At 57.4% G+C, this 22,105-nt stretch carries 25 protein-coding genes and 1 tRNA gene; 18 read left to right on the top strand and 8 right to left on the bottom strand.

From position 1 onward, the window contains the following. Nucleotides 1-163: 163 nt before the first annotated feature. From DWV58_RS08290 to nagA, 8 genes are all read left to right on the top strand, one after another. On the top strand, nt 164-607 hold the full coding sequence (locus tag DWV58_RS08290) for a PTS fructose transporter subunit IIA (protein ID WP_117772902.1): 444 nt from the start codon (nt 164-166) through the stop codon (nt 605-607). Further along, a complete protein-coding gene (gene yajC, locus DWV58_RS08285) occupies nt 607-888 on the top strand; it encodes a preprotein translocase subunit YajC (RefSeq protein WP_022094612.1) in 282 nt (93 codons plus the stop codon). Before DWV58_RS08290 ends, yajC begins: the two co-directional genes overlap by 1 nt. Before the next feature lie 36 nt (nt 889-924). Next, nucleotides 925-1,407 carry a PTS N-acetylgalactosamine transporter subunit IIB gene (agaV, locus tag DWV58_RS08280; RefSeq protein WP_089572404.1) on the top strand — a complete coding sequence of 161 codons (483 nt, stop codon included), beginning with the start codon at nt 925-927 and terminating at the stop codon, nt 1,405-1,407. A 90-nt stretch (nt 1,408-1,497) separates the two neighbouring features. Then, on the top strand, nt 1,498-2,298 hold the full coding sequence (locus tag DWV58_RS08275) for a PTS sugar transporter subunit IIC (protein ID WP_117776793.1): 801 nt from the start codon (nt 1,498-1,500) through the stop codon (nt 2,296-2,298). Continuing rightward, nucleotides 2,288-3,370, top strand: coding sequence for a PTS system mannose/fructose/sorbose family transporter subunit IID (locus DWV58_RS08270; RefSeq protein WP_022094609.1), 1,083 nt, complete (start codon nt 2,288-2,290; stop codon nt 3,368-3,370). Before DWV58_RS08275 ends, DWV58_RS08270 begins: the two co-directional genes overlap by 11 nt. 186 nt (nt 3,371-3,556) lie before the next feature. After that, on the top strand, nt 3,557-4,288 hold the full coding sequence (locus DWV58_RS08265) for a GntR family transcriptional regulator (RefSeq protein ID WP_055310430.1): 732 nt from the start codon (nt 3,557-3,559) through the stop codon (nt 4,286-4,288). 114 nt (nt 4,289-4,402) lie between these two features. Next, nucleotides 4,403-5,569, top strand: a complete 1,167-nt coding sequence (locus DWV58_RS08260; RefSeq protein ID WP_117776792.1) for an SIS domain-containing protein — start codon at nt 4,403-4,405, stop codon at nt 5,567-5,569. A gap of 118 nt (nt 5,570-5,687) precedes the next feature. Beyond that, nucleotides 5,688-6,857, top strand: coding sequence for an N-acetylglucosamine-6-phosphate deacetylase (nagA, locus tag DWV58_RS08255; RefSeq protein ID WP_117776791.1), 1,170 nt, complete (start codon nt 5,688-5,690; stop codon nt 6,855-6,857). 75 nt (nt 6,858-6,932) lie between these two features. On the opposite strand, the gene DWV58_RS08250 is transcribed toward nagA, so the two are convergent. Continuing rightward, entirely contained in the window at nt 6,933-7,517 is a 585-nt protein-coding gene (locus tag DWV58_RS08250) for a hypothetical protein (RefSeq protein WP_089572399.1), read from the bottom strand. Between the two features lie 157 nt (nt 7,518-7,674). Between DWV58_RS08250 and DWV58_RS08245 the strand changes: the two genes are divergently transcribed. The 3 genes from DWV58_RS08245 to DWV58_RS08230 all read left to right on the top strand — a co-directional run bounded on the left by DWV58_RS08245 (nt 7,675) and on the right by DWV58_RS08230 (nt 10,229). Next, a complete protein-coding gene (locus DWV58_RS08245; RefSeq protein ID WP_089572398.1) occupies nt 7,675-8,556 on the top strand; it encodes an aldose 1-epimerase family protein in 882 nt (293 codons plus the stop codon). A 59-nt stretch (nt 8,557-8,615) separates the two neighbouring features. Then, complete coding sequence (locus DWV58_RS08240; protein WP_117776790.1) at nt 8,616-9,551, top strand: hexose kinase; 936 nt, start codon at nt 8,616-8,618, stop codon at nt 9,549-9,551. Between the two features lie 204 nt (nt 9,552-9,755). Continuing rightward, complete coding sequence (locus DWV58_RS08230; protein ID WP_089572396.1) at nt 9,756-10,229, top strand: YhcH/YjgK/YiaL family protein; 474 nt, start codon at nt 9,756-9,758, stop codon at nt 10,227-10,229. Nucleotides 10,230-10,363: 134 nt separating this feature from the next. Here the strand turns inward: DWV58_RS08230 and DWV58_RS08225 are convergent, their stop codons facing one another. The 3 genes from DWV58_RS08225 to DWV58_RS08215 form a co-directional block, all read right to left on the bottom strand. Beyond that, nucleotides 10,364-10,729, bottom strand: a complete 366-nt coding sequence (locus tag DWV58_RS08225; protein ID WP_117766459.1) for a hypothetical protein — start codon at nt 10,727-10,729, stop codon at nt 10,364-10,366. A 14-nt stretch (nt 10,730-10,743) separates the two neighbouring features. Then, entirely contained in the window at nt 10,744-11,253 is a 510-nt protein-coding gene (locus DWV58_RS08220) for a hypothetical protein (RefSeq protein WP_117766461.1), read from the bottom strand. A 257-nt stretch (nt 11,254-11,510) separates the two neighbouring features. Then, nucleotides 11,511-11,586, bottom strand: a tRNA-Thr gene (locus tag DWV58_RS08215). Nucleotides 11,587-11,793: 207 nt separating this feature from the next. Here DWV58_RS08215 and DWV58_RS08210 point away from each other — a divergent pair. Then, a complete protein-coding gene (locus DWV58_RS08210) occupies nt 11,794-12,276 on the top strand; it encodes a PTS sugar transporter subunit IIB (protein ID WP_117766463.1) in 483 nt (160 codons plus the stop codon). Between the two features lie 325 nt (nt 12,277-12,601). Here DWV58_RS08210 and DWV58_RS08205 read toward each other — a convergent pair whose 3' ends face one another. From DWV58_RS08205 to DWV58_RS08190, 4 genes are all read right to left on the bottom strand, one after another. Then, on the bottom strand, nt 12,602-13,654 hold the full coding sequence (locus DWV58_RS08205) for an aldose epimerase family protein (RefSeq protein ID WP_117635796.1): 1,053 nt from the start codon (nt 13,652-13,654) through the stop codon (nt 12,602-12,604). A gap of 183 nt (nt 13,655-13,837) precedes the next feature. After that, on the bottom strand, nt 13,838-15,361 hold the full coding sequence (locus DWV58_RS08200; protein ID WP_117776789.1) for a PTS transporter subunit IIC: 1,524 nt from the start codon (nt 15,359-15,361) through the stop codon (nt 13,838-13,840). 121 nt (nt 15,362-15,482) lie between these two features. Further along, nucleotides 15,483-15,788 (bottom strand): PTS sugar transporter subunit IIB, encoded by a 306-nt coding sequence (locus DWV58_RS08195; protein ID WP_117716300.1) that lies wholly within the window; start codon nt 15,786-15,788, stop codon nt 15,483-15,485. A 53-nt stretch (nt 15,789-15,841) separates the two neighbouring features. Beyond that, on the bottom strand, nt 15,842-16,333 hold the full coding sequence (locus DWV58_RS08190; protein WP_117776788.1) for a PTS sugar transporter subunit IIA: 492 nt from the start codon (nt 16,331-16,333) through the stop codon (nt 15,842-15,844). A 337-nt stretch (nt 16,334-16,670) separates the two neighbouring features. Between DWV58_RS08190 and DWV58_RS08185 the strand changes: the two genes are divergently transcribed. The 6 genes from DWV58_RS08185 (at nt 16,671) to DWV58_RS08160 (ending at nt 21,880) form a co-directional block, all read left to right on the top strand. Next, entirely contained in the window at nt 16,671-17,435 is a 765-nt protein-coding gene (locus DWV58_RS08185) for a DeoR/GlpR family DNA-binding transcription regulator (RefSeq protein ID WP_117776787.1), read from the top strand. Between the two features lie 125 nt (nt 17,436-17,560). Further along, the gene (locus DWV58_RS08180) at nt 17,561-18,562 is read left to right on the top strand and encodes a hypothetical protein (RefSeq protein ID WP_147345871.1); all 1,002 of its coding nucleotides are present in this window, start codon (nt 17,561-17,563) and stop codon (nt 18,560-18,562) included. A gap of 308 nt (nt 18,563-18,870) precedes the next feature. Beyond that, nucleotides 18,871-19,299 carry a galactose-6-phosphate isomerase subunit LacA gene (gene lacA, locus DWV58_RS08175; RefSeq protein WP_006234830.1) on the top strand — a complete coding sequence of 143 codons (429 nt, stop codon included), beginning with the start codon at nt 18,871-18,873 and terminating at the stop codon, nt 19,297-19,299. A 63-nt stretch (nt 19,300-19,362) separates the two neighbouring features. Further along, nucleotides 19,363-19,887 carry a galactose-6-phosphate isomerase subunit LacB gene (lacB, locus tag DWV58_RS08170; protein WP_006234831.1) on the top strand — a complete coding sequence of 175 codons (525 nt, stop codon included), beginning with the start codon at nt 19,363-19,365 and terminating at the stop codon, nt 19,885-19,887. A gap of 119 nt (nt 19,888-20,006) precedes the next feature. Beyond that, nucleotides 20,007-20,888 carry an aldose 1-epimerase family protein gene (locus tag DWV58_RS08165; protein ID WP_117776785.1) on the top strand — a complete coding sequence of 294 codons (882 nt, stop codon included), beginning with the start codon at nt 20,007-20,009 and terminating at the stop codon, nt 20,886-20,888. 56 nt (nt 20,889-20,944) lie between these two features. Continuing rightward, nucleotides 20,945-21,880, top strand: coding sequence for a hexose kinase (locus tag DWV58_RS08160; RefSeq protein ID WP_117776784.1), 936 nt, complete (start codon nt 20,945-20,947; stop codon nt 21,878-21,880). Nucleotides 21,881-22,105 lie beyond the last annotated feature (225 nt).

Genomic DNA, 22,105 nt, shown 5'->3' with positions numbered 1-22,105 from the left:
TTCTGTGGTGATATAGTGACAACAACACGTCACGTGGTTACTACCAGTTGAGAGACCACTGGTTCTCAAAGAACGCTTTCCAAGAAGCTTTAAGGGCGATTGCCCGTTGGCTTCCGAAAACTATCGGACTCAGATCGTACACACCTTCGGAAGGGAAATTTGAATGGTTGGCTTTATTCTTACCGGTCATGGACAGTTCGCACCCGGCCTCGCAAGCGCTATCGCTATGGTCGCTGGCGACCAACCCGCTTTTACCGTCGTTCCTTTCGAGGGCGACCAGGCTGCTTCCTACGGTGAGGATCTCCGCGCCGCTATTACCGCCATGCGCGAGGAGTGCGATGGCGTGCTCGTCTTTACCGACCTGCTTGGTGGTACTCCGTTCAATCAGTCGATGATGATTGCCCAGGATGTCGACAACGTCGAGGTACTGACTGGCACCAACCTTCCCATGGTTATTGAGCTTCTGTTCCTCCGCGGTAACGCCACGCTCGCCGAGCTTGGCGAGCAGGCCGTGACCGTTGGTCAGACGGGAGTCACCGCCCAGACGGTCGCATCCGTTGCCGGCTCCGACGAAGAGGATATCTTCGGCGACGAGGACGGCATCTAATGGCTGATTTCGGAGCCAACGTCCTGAGCTCCTCGGTCGCCCTTTTAGGCCTGCTTGTCATCATGGGCTTGATTTACACCATCTGGTCGCAAATCAACATGAAGAAGAAGCAGAAGTACTTCAAGGAGCTGCACACCGAGCTCAAGCCGGGTCAGGAGGTTCTTTTCGCCGGCGGTATCTACGGAACCGTCAAGGGCATCGAAGGCGAGAAGGTCCAGATCAAAGTCCGATCCGGCGCCGTTGTAGATGTTTCGCGTTACGCGATTCAGGAGATCAAGTAACTGTCGTCAGCAAATAACGAAAGGAAGCTGATCAACATGGCAGAACCCAACATTCTTCTTACCCGCATCGATAACCGACTGGTCCATGGTCAGGTCGCTACCCAGTGGAACTCCACCCTGGGCTCCAACCTCATTCTCGTCGCCAACGACGATGTGTCGACCAACACCATGCGCCAGAACCTCATGAAGATGGCCGCTCCCGCCGGCGTCGCTACTCGTTTCTTCTCCCTGCAGAAGACCATCGACGTCATTGGCAAGGCGAGCCCGCGCCAGAAGATCTTCATCGTGGCCGAAACACCGGAAGACGTGCTTACGCTCGTCAAGGGCGGTGTGCCTATAAAGAAGGTAAACATCGGCAACATGCACATGTCGGAAGGAAAGCGCCAAGTCGCCACCTCCGTCGCAGTTAACGACGAGGATGTCGCTGCGTTTAAAGAGCTGCAGGAATTGGGGGTGGAGTTGGAGATCAGGCGCGTTCCGAGCACGCCTGTTGAGGACACGAGCAAGCTCTTCTCGTAATCCTCATGATCCACGTTGTCAGGAATGAAACCCTGACATTCTGTACGTGAAATCCAAAGTGCGTACATACATTTTGAAAGGAGGAGCAAGATGGAATACTCGATCATCCAGGTCGCTCTGGTCTTCATCGTCACGTTCGTCGCGGCAATCGACCAGTTCAACTTCCTCGAGTCTCTCTATCAGCCCATCGTCACCGGCGCCGTCATCGGTCTTATCCTTGGCGACCTCAACACCGGTCTTCTCGTGGGTGGTACCTATCAGCTCATGACGATCGGCAACATGCCGATCGGAGGCGCTCAGCCGCCTAACGCCGTCATCGGCGGCATCATGGCAGCCATTCTCGCTATCGCTACGGGCCTCGAGCCCAACGCGGCAGTCGGCCTTGCCATTCCGTTCGCTCTGCTTGGTCAGCTCGGCGTTACCCTGGTCTTCACGCTTATGTCGCCGCTCATGTCCTCCGCGGACAACATGGCTCACAACGCTGACACCAAGGGTATCGAGCGTCTGAACTACTTCGCCATGGCTCTGCTCGGCCTGATCTTCGCTATCGTCGTCACCCTGTTCTTCATCGCTGGCGCCACCATCGGTCAGACCATCGCTTCCGCCATCCCGACTTGGCTGCAGACCGGTCTCTCCGCTGCAGGCGGTATGATGCGCTTCGTCGGCTTCGCCGTCCTGCTCAAGGTTATGATGAACCGCGATATGTGGGGCTTCTTCCTCATGGGCTTTGGCCTCGCGCTCATCACCGTTGCCAACGATTCTCTGGCAACCCCTGCTCTGCTCATCCTCGCTCTCATCGGCTTCGGCATCGCTTTCTGGGACTTCCAGCAGCAGACCGAGCTGAAGGGTGCAGCTGTTTCTGACGGAGGTGACTTCGAAGATGGCATCTAATGAGTATGTGATCCCGGAGCACTACGAGGATCTCACTCCTGCTCCGCAGCTCGACCAGAAGACCCTCAACAAGATGGCTTGGCGTTCCTGCTTCCTGCAGGCCTCGTTCAACTACGAGCGTATGCAGGCCGCTGGTTGGCTCTACTCCATCATCCCCGGTCTGGAGAAGATCCACACCAACAAGAACGACCTCGCGGCTTCCATGAGCCACAACCTGGAGTTCTTCAACACTCACCCGTTCCTCGTCACCTTTGTTATGGGCATCGTGCTTTCGCTCGAGCAGAACAAGGTTGACATCCCCACGATCCGCGCCGTCCGCGTCGCCGCAATGGGCCCGCTCGGTGGTATCGGTGACGCCCTGTTCTGGCTGACGCTCGTGCCTATCACGGCCGGCATCACCTCCAACATGGCCATCAACGGCAACGCCGCTGCGCCGATCATCTTCCTGGTGATCTTCAACGTTGTCCAGTTTGCTCTGCGCTTCTGGCTCATGAACTGGTCCTACAAGCTTGGCACCAGCGCTATTGACGCTCTGACCGCCAACATGCAGGCCTTCACGCGTGCCGCTTCCATCATGGGCGTCTTCGTCGTCGGTTGCCTGGTCGTCACCATGGGTGGCACCCAGATCAACCTCCAGATCCCCAACGGCACCACCCGTGGTCTCTCTGCTACTACCGTGATCGTCTCCGAGAAGGAGGCCGAGAACTTCACCGGTATGGAGGGCATCGATACCGAGACCGCTGAGGCCGGTACCATCGCCATGACCGATGAGGACGGCAACGCCCTCACCGCTTCCGATGCCGACGGCAACGCTGTCGAGTGCGGCGTCACCGATCTGGGCAACGGCATGGAGTCCGTTACCTACGGCACCGTCACCGAGGATCCGGTCAACTTCTCTGTTGCCGACACCCTCAACACCATCGTCCCGAAGCTCGTCCCGCTTATGCTTACGCTGCTGCTTTACTACATGTTCGCTAAGCACAGCTGGACCCCGACCAAGGGCATCCTGCTGCTCTTCGTCCTGGGCATCCTGGGCGCTGGCCCGCTTGGTCTCTGGCCGAGCATCTGGTAAGGCTCTAGCTTGAGGGGTGTGTCCCTACGCGGCTCACACCCCGACCCCTTAAGCCATGTGTATGTTATAAGCCGCGTGCTCGAAAGAGCGCGCGGCTTTTGTTTTTCTTGATGATTCGGGTGTGGCAGACCGATAATGCTTAACGCCCTAGGTAGTTAGCCGAATTCGAGCAAAAGGGAGGATAGGATGGCGATCGGAGCGCGTAAGCAACCGCTGTACGATCAGCTGGTCGATATTCTGACCGAAAAGATTGACCATGAATATCGCGCCGGTGACATGATTCCTTCCGAGCGCGAGCTTTCGGAGCGCTATGGTCTCTCGCGCACTACGGTACGTCTGGCTCTGCAAGAACTGGAGCGTTTAGGACTGGTGGTTCGGCAGCACGGTCGCGGTACCTTTGTGACCGACCGTTCGGCAAAAGCAACCAATCTTATGCAGTCCTACAGCTTTACCGAGCAGATGCGCGCGATGGGTCGCGACCCCGAGACCACGATTCTCGAGTTTTGCGAGATGGAGGCCGATAAGAATCTGGCCGAGCATATGGGATTGCGTATCGGTGATCGCATTTTTAAGCTCAAGCGCCTTCGTTCTGCCGACAACATGCCCATGATGGTCGAACGCAGCTATCTACCGGTTCGTCAATTTCTGTCCCTAAAGCGACCACTGCTGGAGCGTAAGCCGCTTTACGATGTGATTGAGCAAGACTTTCAGCAAAAGATACGCGTGGCCGAAGAGGAGTTCTATGCGAGCATAGCCCGTCCCACCGATGCCCACCTTTTGGGAATTGTCGAGGGTTCGCCTGTGCTCGATTTGGTCAGAACTACATATAACGAGTCAAACGAGGTTGTGGAGTATACACTCTCGGTTGCTCGTGCCGATCAGTTTAAATACAAGGTTTACCACCAGCGTAGCGACTAGTGTTCGCATTGTTTCCATATGATGATTCTTTGCATTTAACTGGTTACTACCAGATAACCAACCGAAGTGTATAATTGCACGTCAGAGGTTTACTTCTAGAGAGAGGTATTAGAAATGTTCGAGAAGAGTGTCGAGGAGCTCACCGAGCTCGGCGCCCAGATCACCACGGCCGAGATTGCTCAGCAGCCCGAGCTTTGGCGTGATACGCTCAACATCTACCGCGAGAACAAAGAGGCCATCGAGGCCTTCCTGGCCGAGGCTCGCGCCATGGGGGAGGGCCGTCTGTCCGTTGTTTTCACCGGTGCCGGTACGTCCGACTACGTTGGCGATACCTGCGCCCCGTACCTGCGTCACGCTGGCAACACTGATCTTTACGACTTTAAGCCCATCGCCACGACCGACATCGTGAGCGCCCCGCGTGACTTCCTGCGCGCCGAGGATCCCACGCTCGTGGTTTCCTTTGCCCGCTCTGGCAACAGCCCCGAGAGCCTTGCTGCCGTTGCCGTTGCCAAGGAGCTCGTCCACAACGTTAAGTTCCTCAACATCACCTGCGCTCCCGAGGGCAAGCTCGCCGTCGAGTCCGCCGATGATCCCAATGCGCTGACGCTGCTCATCCCGCGCGCCAACGACAAGGGCTTCGCCATGACTGGTTCTTATTCCTGCATGACCCTGCTCTCTACCCTCATCTTTGACGAGGCTTCCGACGAGCAGAAGGCCGAGTGGGTCGAGACCATCGCCAAGATGGGCGAGGAGGTTATCGCTCGCGAGTCCGAGGTTGCCGACTACCTCGCTGGCGACTTCAACCGCGTGACGTACTTGGGTTCCGGCTCCTTCGGTGGCCTTGCCCAGGAGAGCCAGCTCAAGATCCTCGAGCTTGCTCACGGTCTGGTCGCTACTTCCTACGACACCTCCATGGGCTATCGTCACGGACCCAAGTCCTTCGTCGACGACAAGACCCTCGTGTTCGTGTTCGTCAACAACGACGCCTACACCCGTCAGTACGACATCGACATCCTCAACGAGATCGGTGGCGACAAGATCGCTCAGCACACCGTTGCCGTTCAGCAGGATGGCGCTACCGTCTACGAGGGCGAGTCCTTCACCTTTAAGGGCTACGAGGCGCTTCCCGAGGGCTACCTTGCTCTGCCGTTCGTGATGTTTGCTCAGGCTATCAGCCTGCTCAACTCCGTGCGCGTGGGCAACACGCCCGACACGCCGAGCCCCACCGGTACGGTCAACCGCGTGGTTAAGGGCGTGACGATTCACCCCTTCACCGCTTAATCGCGTCCCCCTGTAAGGGCGCCCGTCCGCTCATAACGGCGGGCGGGCGCTTTTTGTTATTACGTGGGCTGGGTATAAGCATCACCACAGTCAACTGCTTTAGAAGCAAGGAGTGCATATGAGCACGTACGCAATTAAGGCTGACAAGTTCTTCTTGCCGGCAGGCCCGCAACTGGGCGGCTATCTTATGGTCGAGGATGGCGTCTTTGGCGCCTGGCAGGCCGACGAGCCCTCTTGCGAGATCAAGGACTACACGGGATCGTGGATCGCACCGGGTATGGTCGACACCCACATCCACGGCTTCTACAACCACTCAACTACCGATAACGACCCCGAGGGTATCGATATTAGCTCGACCGAGCTCGCCCGTCGCGGTACCACCAGCTGGTTGCCCACGACGTTCACCGATGGCGTCGAGCAGATCAAGGATGCCTGCGCCGTCATCGCTCAGGCTGACGAGGGCCGCGGCCCTGACTTCTGCGGTGCTCGCATTCAGGGCATCTACCTGGAGGGCCCCTTCTTTACCATGAAGCATGTGGGCGCACAGAACCCCGCTTACCTGATTGACCCCTCCGAGGAGGTCTTTGACGAGTGGCAGGAGGCTGCCGGCGGACGTATCGTTAAGAGCGCCATGGCTGCCGAGCGCGATGGCGCCGCTGCTTATGCTGCTGCCCTCAATGCGAAGGGTGTCGTGACCAGCATCGGTCACTCTGATGCCACGTATGACGAGTGCATCGCCGCCATCAACGCCGGTGCCAGCTGCTTTACGCATACCTATAACGGCCAGCGCGGGCTGCATCACCGTGAGCCCGGTGTCGTGGGTGCTGCTATGTCCACGTCCGAGACCTACGCCGAGATCATCTGTGACGGCAAGCACGTAAACCCTGCCGCCATCAAGGCGCTGCTGCAGGCCAAGGGCTGGCAGCACACGGTACTCATCACCGACTGCCTGGGCTGCGGCGGCATGCCCGAGGGCAGCTACACCAGCGGTGGCATGGACGTCATCATGAAGGACAACCTGTGCTGGCTCGCCGATGGCAAGAGCATTGCCGGTTCGGTGCTCACGCTTGCCCAGGGCGTCAAGAACATCGTCGACTGGGGCATCGCCAGCGCCGATATCGCCATTCGCATGGCAACCGAGGTGCCGGCACGCTCCGCGCACATCGAGGATAAGTGCGGCAGCATCATGCCGGGTCGCGACGCCGACTTTGTCGTGTTCGACCATGAGCTCACCCTCGTCGAGACGTATGTTGGCGGCCAGAGCGTCGGCAACGCCTTTACCGAGTAACGAAAGAAAAAGACGGCGGGCCCGAATCTGCTCGGACCCGCCGTACGGGTTAAACGCTCAAAAGCACCTTTACAGTTACAGCTTGCTAGCGATTTTCTTTGCCGTACGCTTAACGCCGGCCACCAGGCCTCCTGCAGGATGTTCCTTCTCGTATGCTAGGCGCTTCTCGCGCTTGGCGTACTCTTCGACGATGATGTCTCCATACTCGTCTTCGATCTTGTCGAAGAAGTCGACGGCACCCTTAATTTCCTCAGCGGTCGGGTGCCCCTTTTGGACACCGCCGGTGAGTTTGAACGGCCCCCACGTATCAAAGCCGGGGCAGCCGTAGACACCCATAAAGATGGCCTGCCTCATGCGGCAGATGCCATCGATATCCTTGCCGTACCACTTGTTTTTGCCACCGTAGGTCATAAGGCCAAACACCTTGTCCTGCGGCTGCAACACGTTAGTGAGCACGCGTGCCATGTCCTTGTCGATCTCGGAGTAATAGATGCCCGTGGCGACACCAATCAGATGGTATTCGTGCAGGTTGGGATACTCGTTTTTGCCGAGCGTTTTCACATCGAGGGTATCGATTTCGGGGTGCGCCTCGACGATGGCGTCCACGAGCTTTTTCGTATTGCCGTGGTGGCGTGAGGCATAAAGAATGATGGTTCGCATAAGAAGGCCTTTCAGCTGTAATTGCATCAATGTCTGTATGGTACCCCGTTACATGGCCGGGATACCGGACGCATCGATGAGCGTGCGGGTTTGTTCTATGGTTAGGATTGAAACGGGCGCTTGCGTGAAATAAAGCAGTTGTTCGAAAGGATGGGTAATGGAATACGCTCTCTCCAACGATTCGATTTCTATTAAGGTTTCCACGGCTGGTGGCTCGTTTACCTCGATTGAGGCCGGAGGTCGCGAGTACTTGTGGCAGGGTGATCCCACCGTGTGGTCCGGCCAGGCGCCGATTTGCTTCCCGATTTGCGGAGGCTTGCGCGACAACAGCGCCATGACGTTTGCCGGGCATCATGTAAAGCTCGCTCGCCACGGCTTTGCGCGCAAGCAGGAATGGAAGCTGCTGAGCCAAGGCGAGAACGAGTTGGCTATGTGCCTGGCTTCGGAGGATAACGCCGCGCTGCTGAGCGATTATCCGTATCCGTTTAGGCTCGTCGCCCGCTATACGCTCGAGGACGCCGCCGTGCGTGTCTCCTATGAGGTTACCAACGAGGGCACCGAGGACATGCCGTTCTTTATCGGTGGGCATCCCGGCTTTAGGTGCCCGCTCGATGAGGGCGAGGCCTATACGGACTACGAGTTGCGCTTTGAGAAAGAAGAGGCTGCAGAGCTTTGCACCGCTGTCCCTTCGACTGGCTTGATTGACGTGGACAAGCGCTCCAAGAACCCCATGGTGGGAAAGACGCTGCCCCTGTCGCACGAGCTCTTCGATTTTGCGGAGACCATCTTTGACGTGCTCGAGAGCCGCCAGGTCACGCTTTCCAAAAAGGGCGAGGACAAGGGCGTTCGCCTGAGCTTTGAGGGCTTCCCATATCTCATTGTGTGGAGCAAGCCCGAGGGTGATTTTGTGGCAGTTGAGCCTTGGGGCGGCCTTTCGACCTGCTCCGATGAGGACGACGTGCTTGAGCATAAGCGTGGCTGCCTTGTCGCCAAGCCCAAGGAGACCGTCGTTCGCTCGTTCACGATTGAGATTCTGTAATTCCGTTTTGTCGACTCGTATCGCGAGGCACAAGGAGCCTGCGAGATAAGGAGCTAAAAATGATCCTCACCGTTACGATGAACCCGTCCGTCGATACACGCTATCAGCTCGATGAGCTCATTATCGACGACGTTAACCGTGTGACGCCCGAAAAGACCGCCGGCGGCAAGGGTCTCAACGTGGCCCGTGTACTGGGTCAGCTGGGCGACGACGTTGTGGCAACCGGTCTACTCGGCGGCCACATGGGCGCCTACATGGCCGAGCTCATGGATGCCAACGGCATTAAGAATGATTTTGTACCCATCAAGGGCGAGACTCGTATTTGCCTCAACATCCTTCACGCCGGCAACCAGACCGAGCTGCTCGAGAGCGGCCCGACGATTGCCCCCGAGGAGCTCGATGCCTTTACCGCCAAGTTTACCGAGCTTGCGGGCAAGGCCGACGTCGTCACCATCTCGGGTTCGCTGCCCCGCGGCGTCGAGGCGGACTACTACGCCAAGATCACGGGCATTGCCGAGAACGCCGGTGCCAAGGTGCTGCTCGATACCTCGGGTGCTTCGCTCGAGGCCGCCCTTAAGTCCGAAATTAAGCCAGAGCTGGTTAAGCCTAACCTGACCGAGATCAACGGCCTTTTGGGTACGAGCTTTACCACCGACGATGTGGACGAGCTCCGCGCCGCGCTCGCCTCTGATGCCCGCTTCTCCGATATCCCCTGGGTCGTCGTGTCCATGGGCGCTGCCGGCTCCGTGGGCTTCCATAATGGCCGTGCATTCCGCGCCAAGACCCCCGATATCCCCGCCGTTAACGCTACGGGCTCTGGCGATTCGACCATTGCCGGCTTCGCGCATGCGATTGCTGCTGGCGCGGATGACGAGACGGTGCTGCGTACCGCCAACACCTGCGGCAAGCTCAATGCCATGGATCCCATGACTGGCCACTTGGTTATGGATCGTTGGGACGAGGTTTACAACGGCGTTGTCGTGACCGAGCTGTAGGAGCTTGTGCGCCGCCCCCGGCATCGGTTGCTTGCTTGTGGTTAGAGTTGACGGCAAGTGCGGTAGCATTATGCCGGGGCGCGACGCCGAGTTTGTCGTGTTCAATCCCGACCTTACCCTGGTCGAGGCGTATGTGGGTGGCAACAGCATCGGTAACGCGTTTGCCGATTAGCCGCCAAAGAAGCGATCCGAGAGGGGATTTAGATGATTTACGGTGCATTGGGCGATATCGAGGAGTACCGCGGAATGCTCAAGGGCCTCGACGTGCTGATCGACTGGCTCGAGGAGAACGACCCGGCACAGCTCGAGGTCGGCAGCCATCCGATTTTGGGTGAGAAGGTCTTTGCGAACGTCATGTCTCCCACGACGCGTCCCGAGGCTGAGGCTCACTATGAGACGCATCAGCGCTATCACGACCTGCAGATCGACGTCGAGGGTCGCGAGGCCTTTAAGGTCGCTACGGGCAGCCTGACGCTGGTCCAGGAGTTTGACGAGAAGGACGACTATGATCTGGTCGATTCCGACGCCTCGATCGCCGGCGATCTTGCCGACGACAAATTCGCGCTGTTCGTTGCCGGCGAGCCCCACATGCCCACGCTCGAGTTCCCGGGCGATGGCGCACAGCCGGTCAAGAAGATCTGCTTTAAGTTGCTTGCCGACGCCTACTGGGAGGAGTAGCGAGCTGCTCGGCTGAGCTGTTCGTCTGATGGCGTGATTCCCCTAGGGAAATCACGCTAGGACCCCGCCAAACGGGTTTTCCCTAGGGAAATCACGTTTGGCGGGGTTTTCTGTTTTGAATAGGGAAGCCTCATTTATTTGCGAAGAACATCGGCTAGCCGCAGGATTGAAATCATCGACCGATAAGTGAGTTCCACTTTTTCGCCCGCAAGCAGTCGTTTCGAGCCAATCTCATCTAGCCCCACAAGCCGAGAAAACAGCGGGCCGCTCATCGTGCCCTCGTCAATTGATTCCCTTATGGTCTTCAAAACGTCCGTATCATGAAGCGATGCCGAGCTGTAGGGGGCAACACGAGCGGAACTCTCAATTAACGACGAGACAAAAGGATGGAGATGCTTTGGACATAGTCCATCAAACACCACATCCCCATTGTCGTTCGAGCCGACCAGGCGCCAAGTATAATGATCGACCCAGTCATCCCCGTCGTATATGGCGTTCATGAGCAACTTCCCGTCTAGAGAGAGAAACCTATTTGGACATCGGGGCGCAAGACCGCAATCCATATCGGGCCTGCAGCAGCTCCAACCCAACGCACCACATAGGTTCCCTTTCGTACATGTGTATCAATCTGCCCCGAAATGCCGGTGAATGCAATTCCAGACCCGTTTGTCGGATAGCAATCGACGTATTTTTGTTTTCCGCTCACAACCTTGTATAGATATATCGTTCCAGCAAAAGAGAAGGGATCGTTCGCAATTTTGTCCGGAAGAACTTGCCACCTCAAAATCCCGCTACCAATATGGTCAAGCTTGACCGTTCCGCCGTCCCCCTCAAAAGTGGCAAGGGGATTTACCCAAGACTGAGAGTCGGCATCGCCCTCCTTAGCAGTTATCAGCAGACTGCCCGTATAAGACTGCTGAGGCTCACCTTCAGGACAGACAGCCTTGGCCCAAGAAGGGCCACTCAGGCAGAACAGTCCGAGCAGCATCAATACCAACAAAAGAAAACCCTTAGTTCTTTTCATCTATATCCCCAACGTCTCTCGACATTTGTATATCGTGACTTTTTTAGATCTATATGGCCAATTCGAGCCCTCACCATGGCAATTGTTGCAGCTGGGTTTCTTTTCATTAAGATTTCACTTTGGTAAATCCCCGCCCCTAAGCATTAAACCCGAAGTCCACCGAGTGGGCCGCTGTTGACGTGGCGATGCTTGGATTGGCGCGCACGCACTCAAAATCGGCAACAAAAAAGCCGCCCGAAGGCGGCTATCTTGAGCAATGGAGCCAGCGACCGGGCTCGAACCGGTGACCCCCGCTTTACGAGAGCGGTGCTCTACCAACTGAGCTACGCTGGCGGCCATGTGATGACGCAACTGAGGCGCCAACGGCTGTCTATGATACGGGACATCGCACATCCGCGCAAGTGTTCTGACGGCTTTTCTCACTTTAAATGCACTAATATTAGAGGCGTGATGTCTGCAGTGCCCATTTGGTACTTGACCTGCTGTTGAGTTGGTGGCCGACGTCCCGCTCGTATGGGTCTCAAACAGAATGGGGCAGCCATGGCTCAACCCAAGATCCTTCTCACGCGTATCGATGACCGTTTCATTTACGGGCAAGACGTTGAGCTGTGGAACGAAGCCGTGGGTTCCAATCTTGTCTTAATCGTCAACGATGAGATCGCGGCGGATTCGCGCCAATGGGCACCCATGAGGGTGGCGGCGCCAGAAGGCGTTTGGACGCGGTTTTTCTCGGTGCAAAGGACCATCGACATCATTTATACCGCAACGCCGCGCCAATGGATTCTCATCATGGTGGCGTCGCCCACGGATGCACTCGCGCTGGTTAAGGGCGGTGTGCCAATAACCAAGATCAGCATCGGCCATATGCGGGCGAGGGAGGGCAAGCGCTCTGCAACGCCTGCCATTGCCGTAGGCGATACGGACATCGCCGCCTTCAAAGAGTTGCAAAAGCTCGGCATAGAGCTAGAAATCCGTTATCTCCCCAGTTCCGCCCCCGACCCCATTGGCAATCTGTTCAACTGATCCCTTGGGGACGGAGGAAAACGGATCATTTTGCCCTTGCGAGGGATGCGCGCGATGCCGCCTGTCAAAAACTATGCCCATTTACTACGTTTGGTCGGCTATCGCCGAGCATGTCGAATTTGAGAAAAACAAAACCGCAGGTAGACGGCTTGCGAATTTAACAAAAACCGGTGCATGGTCGAGCATCCCGGGCTAAACGTAGTAAATGGGCATAGTTTTGATATGTCACTCATACAGTCACAGCGAAAATGAGCCAAAAGATGAAAAAACGCCCGTCGGCGGTGGTGCCGGCGGGCGTTGCTGTGCGATATGTCGCGTTGTGGGCTTAGTGCCTCATAAAGTGATATTCGATCACATTGCTATAGGGATGACCCGGGCCCACAATGCCCTGCGGGAACAGAGGCTGGTGCGGCGTGTCGGGGTACATCTCGGCCTCGAGGGCAAAGCCGGCGCCCCAGCCATAGTTGGCATCGTCCTTGGCGTGCTCGTCGCCCAGCCAGTTGCCGGTGTAGAGCTGCACGCCCGGGGCAGTGGTGTAGTAGTCCATCTCACGACCGGTCCACATCTCCTCGACGTGCATCGCGCGGCGCAGGTTGCGGCCGTACTGATAGCCATCGATGCACAGGCAGTGATCGTAGCCACGGGCCTGCTTGATCTGCGGGTCGTCGGCCTCCATGCCGGGTGCGACGGGGCGAAGCTCGCGAAAGTCAAACGGTGTTCCCTCGACCGGAGCGATCTCGCCGGTGGGGATGTTCTGCTCGTTAATGGGCAGGTAGTGGGCGGCGTTGGCGACAAAGAAATGTTCGCAGTCCATGCCGGCGTTATGGCCTGCAAGGTTAAAGTACGTGTGGTTGGTCATGGACACGTAGGTGGCGCGGTCGCTCTCGCAGCCATAATCGATGCGGAAGACGCCGGTGCGCGTAACGGTAAACACGGCCGTAAAGGTTCGGTTGCCGGGCAGGCCCAGCTCGCCATCCTTAAGCGAGGTGGTCATGCGCACGGCGTTATGGACCTCGTCGAGCTCAACATCCCACACACGTTTGTGCAGGCCGTGCTCAAGGTCGCTGTGCAGGTTGTTGGCGCCCTCGTTGGCGGGCATATGCCAGTCCGTGCCGTCGATGGCGATCGTGGCGCCAGCGGTGCGGTTTGCCACAGGGCCGATGGTCGCGCCAAAGCAGGCGGGGTTGTCAAAGTAATCCTCGAGCTTATCGAAGCCCAGCACCACATCGCGCACGTTGCCGGGAATGTCGGGCACATCGATGCCCAACACGGTGGCGCCATAGTCCATAATGCGAACGCAGATCTCGGGCCCGTTGAGGGTGTAGCGATGAACGGGGGTACCGCACGGCGCGGTGCCGAAAAGCTCGGAAGTGATCATTTGGTTCCTAACATCGAGGTATTTCGGACAAACTGTAGCGCGAACAGGCGAGATTATCACTACACCCCACTAAAGCAGGGGGTATTTTTCTCAAAAAAGTGATGATTGACTTACTGTGGACAAACAAAAAGAAACCCGCCGGGATGCGACGGGTTTCTTCCACAGGGGATATGTGGCAATGAGTTAGGCGTTTGCCTTTGCGGACTCGGCTTCCTTAGCAGCCTTGAGGTCCTCCTCGGTAAACTTGCCGGTGGTGAGCGGCGAGAGGGTGCACTTATCCTGCTTCGCGTACTCGATGTTACGGGCGATCATCTGCTTGCGATACCAAGCAAAGAGCACGACGTAGATGACGATAGCAACGACCGTAGCGATAATCATGGTCACATCGCCCGTGGTCGCCTTGCCCACGAAGAAGGCCAGGAACTTCTCGACAGGTCCTTCCATGGTGGTCTGAGAGATCAGGCCGGTAACACCATCGGGGAAAGCGCCGACAGTCTTAGCGGTGAAGGTAACGAAATCGGCGACGAGGGTGCCAGCGCCCAGGAAGACGGGCAACAGGACAGCACCGATAACGACCATGCGGATCACGCGGCCGCGGGTGACAACGAGCAGTGCCGGCGTCAGGCCCATGGCGATGATGCCGCCGAGCGGCAGCAGGCCGTTCCAAGTGCCAGTCGGGGAGAGGGGGCAGGGAACGTTGGCGAGCAGCAGTGCCTCACCCAGCATGATGGGGGCAAGGATGTTAGCGGCAGCCCAGATCTCGGCGCGGCCGGCGATGAAGGGCCAGTCGAGGCCGACGTTGAGGGTACGGCCCTGGAGCCACTTGCTGTTGTTGGCAAAGTCGGAGATGCCCTGAGACAGCGGCTCAACGGCTGCGATGAACCAAGAACCGATCATCGAGAACAGCTCAAGGCAGGTTGCGGCGGTAAAGGCGAGCGTGCAGATCTGCTGCGGGGTCTGGTGCGAAAGCAGACCGACGAAGACGCCCAGGTAAATACCAATAGCAAACTTGGAGCCCCAGAAGCCAATCATGTTGTTGAGCTTGGCAGCATCGAAGTCGTACTTATCGAGGAAGGGGAGCGCCTTGTCGATGATCTTGTTGAGCAGCATGGCCAGCGGGTTCATCATGTAGTTCATGTGAGTCGTGGTCATGGGGTTCTCCTCGGGAGCACCCAAAAGATCGTTGAACGTGGGCTTCATAAGGTCGGAGTTCATGATCTTCATGACGCCGACGAAGACGACGAGCAGCGTGGCGACGACAATGTTGGCACCAAAGTAGATGCAGGCAAGGCCGACAAAGGCGAGGTGCCAAACGTCAAAGATGTCGACGTCGATGGTGTTGGTCTTGGCGAGCACGATCATCGCGATGTTGACGATGACGAGAACCATCAGGAAGTACAGCGTGTAGGGAGAACCCCAGGTGATGGTGGCCAGCGGTGCCCAACCCACGTCGGTAACGGTGAGCTGAAGGCCGGTGGACTCAACGAACGTCGTCATGGCGCTCGAGAAGGCCGTCGTCAGAATGTTGATGATGGCACCGATGCCGGTAATGGCGATACCGAGCTTAAGGCCGCCCTCGAGGGCCTTGGTAAACTTTACTTTGAAGAGTAGGGCGATAACCGTCAAAACGATGGTCATCATAGGGGCTGCGCCAAGGTCGATCAGCGGCTGAAAGACGGCATTAGCAAACCCGATTACTGCGTCCATGTCTCCCTCTTTCCTAAAAGAGAATTTCCTTTTCCGTATGTTGCCTTAAAAAAGGAAGATGCCGTTCCCGGTCGTCATCTTCCTTAAAGCCAAAAATTGCGCAGAGCGAAGCTGCAAAAGATTAGTTGAGACCCTTTTCCTTGATAATGGCCTCGATCTTGTCGTAAACCGGCTTAGCCATGGCAGGCATGCGGTAAAGGATCGGGCCAGCGTCGACGATCGGGGTCTTAACCTCAAAGCCAAAGTCGGTCTTGGCGATCTGTGCGAAGATGTCGTACTGAGAGAGCATCTCCTCGTTGACGTCCTTGATCATCACGGCGTCGCAGTGCAGGTTGTAGCCGCGATTCTTGAACTCGGACTCGATGGCGTCCTTGATCTGATGGCTGGAGTTAACACCGGCGCCACAAGCTGCGAGAACCTTAATCATGATGAATTCCTTTCTCTATGCGGGTTATTCCGCGGATTCCTAAGGGTAATTGGCTAGTCGGCAGGAAAGTTGTCGACCAAGAACTGGTAGATGGCCTTGGCGTCGGTCATGGAGAACAGCTCCTTGACGCGATCGGTGCCAAGAGCGTTAACGAAGTCCATGATCTTGGCGAGGATGCCCACCTGGGCCTCCTTGTTGTCGTTGAGGATCATGAACAGGAACGAGACGGGGAAGGTCTGCGAGGGGTCGATCATGGAGTGCCACTCGACGGGAGTCGTCAGCTTGACGGGGACGATGCGACGGGTGTGAACGAACTCGACCTCGGTGTGAGGAACGGCAAAGCTGGGCAACTCGGGGTCGACGACAGACATATCCATGCCGGTGGGGTAGCCCTTTTCGCGCTCGATGATGTTCTCGAGAAACGCGGGCGCAACATAGTTTTTGAGTGACAGCTTATTGGCGATCTCGGTAAAGACATCTTCTTGCGTGGTGCGGTCGCAAACAAACACGGTGTCTTCGAAGAACAGATTGCTCTCTGCGGACATGTCTGCAACTCCTTCCGTTCCATGCAGATCGAACGTGTTCGAATCTGTTTGTTTAAGTTGCCTGTTATTTAAATCTAAGAGAATTAGTGTGTCAATCTGTTTTCTATTGTTCGGGAAAGTTCAATTTGATTTATATGAGGTGCATTGGATTGAAACGATTTTAAAATCGCAGCTTTTTGCCTATGTATAGCTGAAGTTGATGCGTCGGATACATTCGATATTCAACGTTTGGCGTTTACTATCCTACCGTTCACCGGGAAAAATCGACCGTTTAGGGTGGGTGGGCATAGCTGTTCGATTACTATAGCTGCGAACAAAATCACTCAAAGGAGTAAAAATGATCAAGGCGGAGCGTCAGGATAAGGTTCGTCAGCTGCTCGAGGAGCAGGGCGCGGTCTCGGTCAAGGAGATCTCGGATGCGCTGGGCGTATCGGACATGACAATCCGCCGCGACCTTGAGGAGCTTGCGAGCCTGGGCGAGATCGAGCGCGTGCACGGCGGCGCCCGTAGTGCGCAGGGTCGTCCGCACGCTATGCTGCGCCATGAGTATTCGCACAGTGAAAAGCGCACCAAGCATGCCGAGGAAAAGCTGCAGATCGCACGCCGCGCTGTGGAGCTTATCGAGGAAGGCTCGACCATCTTTTTGGGTACGGGCACCACGGTTGAGCAGATGGCCTCGATGCTGCCGACGTTTCGCCTGCGCATTGTGACCAATTCGCTTTCGGTGTTTAACCTGCTCGAGGCGCGCGAGGACTGCGACTTGTGCCTCGTGGGCGGTATGTACCGTCGCCGCACCGCCGCTTTTGTGGGACCAACAGCTGAGGATACCCTGCGCACGCTGGGCATCGATGCGGCGTTTATCGGCGCCAACGGTATCTTGGACGGTGACGTGTCTACGTCCAACATGGACGAGGGCCGTATCCAGCAGCTCGCCTTTAGCAAGGCCGACTCGCGCTACCTGATCGCCGACTCCAGCAAGATCGGCAAGCGCGACTTCTACACCTTCTGCCGCCTGGACAATTTAGACGCCGTGGTGTGCGAGCCGGGTATTACCGCCGAGGACCGCACTGCCATCGAGGAACACACGCGAGTCATTTGTTAACTGGCGCTGCAGGCGAGGTAGTCATTGGGGACAGTCTTGGTGCGCTCCGTTGTCCTCCCGTTCGGTTTTTTACTGGGTGGGTATACTTCCATCCGCAATACAGACCGGACTGAGGAGGTATCCAAATGCCGGATAACGGGTCAATACAAAAAAGAGATGCGCGCGAGATGGCTCATGGGCGTCCTGTCCAGATAACCGAGCACACGACGGTAACCGAGCTGCAGCCCAGCCTGTCCGATGTCGTGTGCGCAAACAAAAAGCTGCAGATTGGCTTTATCGTTGCACTCGTGGTACTGGCGCTGCTGTCGGGCTTTGTGGCTCGTCCGCATTTTGCCGATACCAAAACATGGGACTCCACCATCGAGGTCATCGATCAAAAGAAAGGCAACGTACTGGCGCTCACGACCTCGTGCGTGGCGCTGTCTGCGGGCATTACCGCGCTGCCGGGTGATACGGGAACGCCGGTTGCCGAGCAGCTCGCGCAGCTTTCGGGTAACTTGGGCATCGTGCTTGCCGTGCTCTACCTCGAGAAATACCTGCTGACCATTTTGTGGTCGGTTGGCCTGGGTATCCTGATCCCGTTTGCGCTGGTACTCTTTGCGGTGTCGCTCGGCATTCACGGGCGCTGGAGCACGAGCGCCGTCCTGCGCCGTGCGGCGACGCGCGTGCTGGTGGTTGCCGTGATCGGCATGGCGCTTGTGCCCGCGAGCGTATGGGTGTCGCAAAAGGTCGATGAGACGTATCAGGTGAGTATCGAGCAGACAGAGCAAAAGGCGACTGAAGCGAGCAAGGCGAGCTCCACAAAGAGCGAGAAGAAATCCGAGACCACGGAAAACAAGAATGTGCTTGAGCAGCTGACCGATGGGGCATCGAGTTTACTCACATCGGTGACCGACAGTGCCAAGTCGATGACCGATAAGGTGGTGCAACAGGTGACCGATCTGATCGAAGGCGTCATCGTGATGATCGTGACCTCGTGCGTTATCCCGTTGCTGGTGCTCGCGGCGTTTCTGTGGCTGGGGCACACGCTGCTGGGGATCGATATCTCTGGCCCGGCGAACTATTTGACGGGTCGTTTTCTGAGGGCTCCGTCCAAACATGCCAAGAAGAGCGGACAGTCTGAGTAGGCGGCAAAGCGATCCTTGGAAGACCAACCGTAAGAAGGGCGGCCGAGACACGTTCTCGGCCGCCCTATTTGTTTGTTGAATACGTGGCAGGCTAGGTTTTCCCGTTCCCAAACGGTCAGCAATCATCCGTGAACGGTATTTGTTCAAAATAGAACAAAGACAAACAAATAATTGTTGCAGTTGATGTTCGAATGTGTTCAAATAAACATGAACAGTGAAGAACCGCACATTCAGATGCCCGGACCTGAACGCGATTCAACACTTCCAAACAGAAACTACGCACCTGCGTATCTCTCAAGGAGGATGTCATGAGGGTTGTAATCGCTTCCGATGCCGACGGTATGTCGATGAAGGAGTCCATCAAGGAGATGCTCATCGCCGACGGTCACGAGGTCGTCGACTATTCCGAGACCCCTGCCGCGGACTTTGTCGATTCCGCGACCGCCGTTGCCAAGGACCTGCTGGAGCACAAGGATTCCCAGGGCTTCGCATTCGATAAGTACGGCGTCGGCTCCTATATGGCCGCCGTCAAGATCAAGGGCATGGTCGTCGCCAACATTTCCGACGAGCGTTCCGCTTACATGACCCGCGAGCACAACGGTTCGCGCATGGTCACCATGGGCCCGGGCGTTGTGGGCACCGAGGTCGCCAAGAAGATCGCCCGCGAGTTCCTGCGCGCTCAGTACGCCGGCGGCCGTCACCAGATCCGTGTCGACATGCTCAACAAGATGGCCTAACGAGAGCCACCGAGAACTCGAACTTCTACCTCAACTTGTGAATTCAGACGAAAGGACGTTCTGATGAAGAAGACCATCGCAATCGGTTGCGACCATATCGTTACGGACGAGAAGATCTATCTGGCCGACCGCCTGGAGCAGGCTGGCTACAAGGTGCTCGACTGTGGCACCTACAGCCACACCCGTACGCACTATCCCATCTACGGTAAGGCCGTGGGCGAGGCCGTTGCCAGCGGCAAGGCCGACTTTGGCGTGGCCCTGTGCGGCACCGGCATCGGCATCACCAACGCCGTCAACAAGGTTCCCGGCGCCCGTTGCGCCCTGGTTCGCGACATGACCTCCGCCCTGTATGCCCGTCGCGAGCTCAACGCCAACATCGTGGGCTTTGGCGGCAAGATCACCGGCGAGTTCCTGATGGCCGATATCATGCTTGCCTTCCTGGAGGAGCCCTACGAGAAGACCCCCGAGCACGATGCCCTGATTGCCAAGATCGATGCCTGCAATAAGGCCGACGCTGAGGCTCAGGCTGACCCGCACTTCTTTGACGAGTTCCTCGAGAAGTGGGACCGCGGCGAATACCATGACTAGCGGGTATCCGGCGTAATTTACTAGTCCGTTGACGGCTCGCGTTTCTGTGAGGGGGCGCGGGCCGGTTTTCTGTCAGCCCTATTGACTTGGCGGGCTGTCGTAAGAAAGGGAAGGCTCCTATGGAGTTTGTTCTTGATAACGGTTCTGTTCGCGTGGCACTGAGCACGGCTGGAGGATCGTTCACTTCGATTAAAGCCAACGGTCGCGAGTACCTGTGGCAGGGCGATCCTTCGGTCTGGTCGGGCCAGGCACCCATTTGCTTTCCGATTTGCGGCGGCCTTCGTGACGGCCGCGCGATGACCATGGGCGGCCGCGAGGTCAAGCTTGCCCGCCACGGCTTTGCCCGCAAGCAGGAGTGGAAGCTCGAGGAGCAGGGCGATAACATGGTTGCGCTGAGCCTGAGCTCTGCCGACCATGCCGAGTTGCTCGAGCAGTACCCGTATCCGTTTAAGATCGTTGCTCGTTACGCGATCGATTCGGAAAAGGTGGCCGTGTCGTACGAGGTGACCAATGAGGGTACCGAGGACATGCCGTTCTTTGTGGGCGGTCACCCCGGCTTTACGTGCCCGCTCGACGAGGGCGAGTCCTATGACGATTACGAGCTCCGTTTTGAGCAGCGTGAGGCCGCCGAGCTCTGTACTGCCGTTCCCTCGACGGGCCTGATTGATGTCGAGCATCGCAGCAAAAACCCGATGGTCGGCCACGACCTGCCGCTGACCCACGAACTCTTTGACTTTGCCGAGACCATCTTCGACGTGCTCGACAGCCGCGTGGTTACGCTGACCAAGAAAACCGAGGACAAGGGCGTGCGCCTGACGTTCCCCGATATGCCATACCTGATTGTGTGGAGCAAGCCCGAGGGCGACTTTGTGGCCGTGGAACCGTGGGGCGGCCTGTCCACCTGCTCTGACGAGGACGATGTTCTGGAGCATAAGCGCGGCTGCCTGGTTGCCAAGCCGGGGGAGACCGTCACCCGTGGCTTTGAGATCGAGATCCTTTAACGAGTTATCGTATGTTTGGGGTCGCGCGTTTGGCGCCCCGGAAACAGGAGTTCAATATGATTCTGACCGTTACCATGAACCCGTCGATCGATACGCGCTATCAGCTCGACAAGCTGATCATCGACGACGTGAACCGCGTGACGCCCGAAAAGACCGCTGGCGGCAAGGGCCTCAACGTGAGCCGCGTGTTGCTGCAGCTGGGTGACGACGTGCTCGCGACCGGCCTGCTTGGCGGTCACATGGGTGCCTATATGGCCGAGCTCATGGATGCCGATGGCGTCAAGAATGACTTTGTGCCCATTGCCGGTGAGACGCGCATTTGCCTGAATATCCTGCACGAGGGTAATCAGACCGAGCTGCTGGAGAGCGGTCCGCAGATTGCGCCTGCCGAGCTCGAGGCCTTTACGGCCAAGTTCGCCGAGCTTGCAGCGAAGGCGGACGTCGTGACGCTTTCGGGCTCGCTGCCGCGTGGCGTCGATGCTGGCTACTATGCCGAGCTCGTCAAGATTGCCGAGGAGGCGGGCGCCAAGGTGCTGCTTGACACTTCGGGCGCATCGCTGGAGGCCGCGCTGGAGTCCGACGCTAAGCCTGAGCTCGTAAAGCCCAACCTGACCGAGATTAACGGTCTGCTGGGTACGTCCTTTACGACCGATGATGTCGATGCCCTGCGCGAGGCGCTTGCCGCCGATGGCCGCTTTGCCGGTATCCCCTGGGTTGTCGTTTCGATGGGCGCTGCCGGTTCGGTGGGCTTCCATGAGGGTCGCGCGTTCCGCGCCAAGACGCCCGCGATTGCGGCTGTGAACGCGACGGGTTCCGGCGACTCGACCATCGCCGGCTTTGCGCATGCCATTGCTGCTGGTGCCGACGATGTCACGGTGCTCAAGACCGCCAATACCTGCGGCAAGCTCAACGCCATGGATCCCAAGACCGGCCACCTGGTCATGGACCGCTGGGACGAGATCTACAACGGCGTTGTCGTGACTGAACTTTAAAGTTACGGCGTTTTACCAAACGCCGTAACGGCTCGACGCTGCGCGGGCCGCATTTGGGCAATCTGACGTTCAACTTCAAGGGCGCGACCAGAAGGTCAGCGCCCTTTCGTTTCACGTCACCTTGCCTCAAATGCGGCCCGCTCGCTGGCGTTGCCAAGACATCGGCGTTGCCGGAGTAGTCGTTGGGTGTTCCTATAGTTTTGTCAACCTTCGACGCTACTCCCG

This window comes from Collinsella sp. AF11-11 (assembly GCF_003465485.1).
Lineage (GTDB): Bacteria > Actinomycetota > Coriobacteriia > Coriobacteriales > Coriobacteriaceae > Collinsella.
This window is presented reverse-complemented; position numbering and strand designations above follow the sequence as displayed.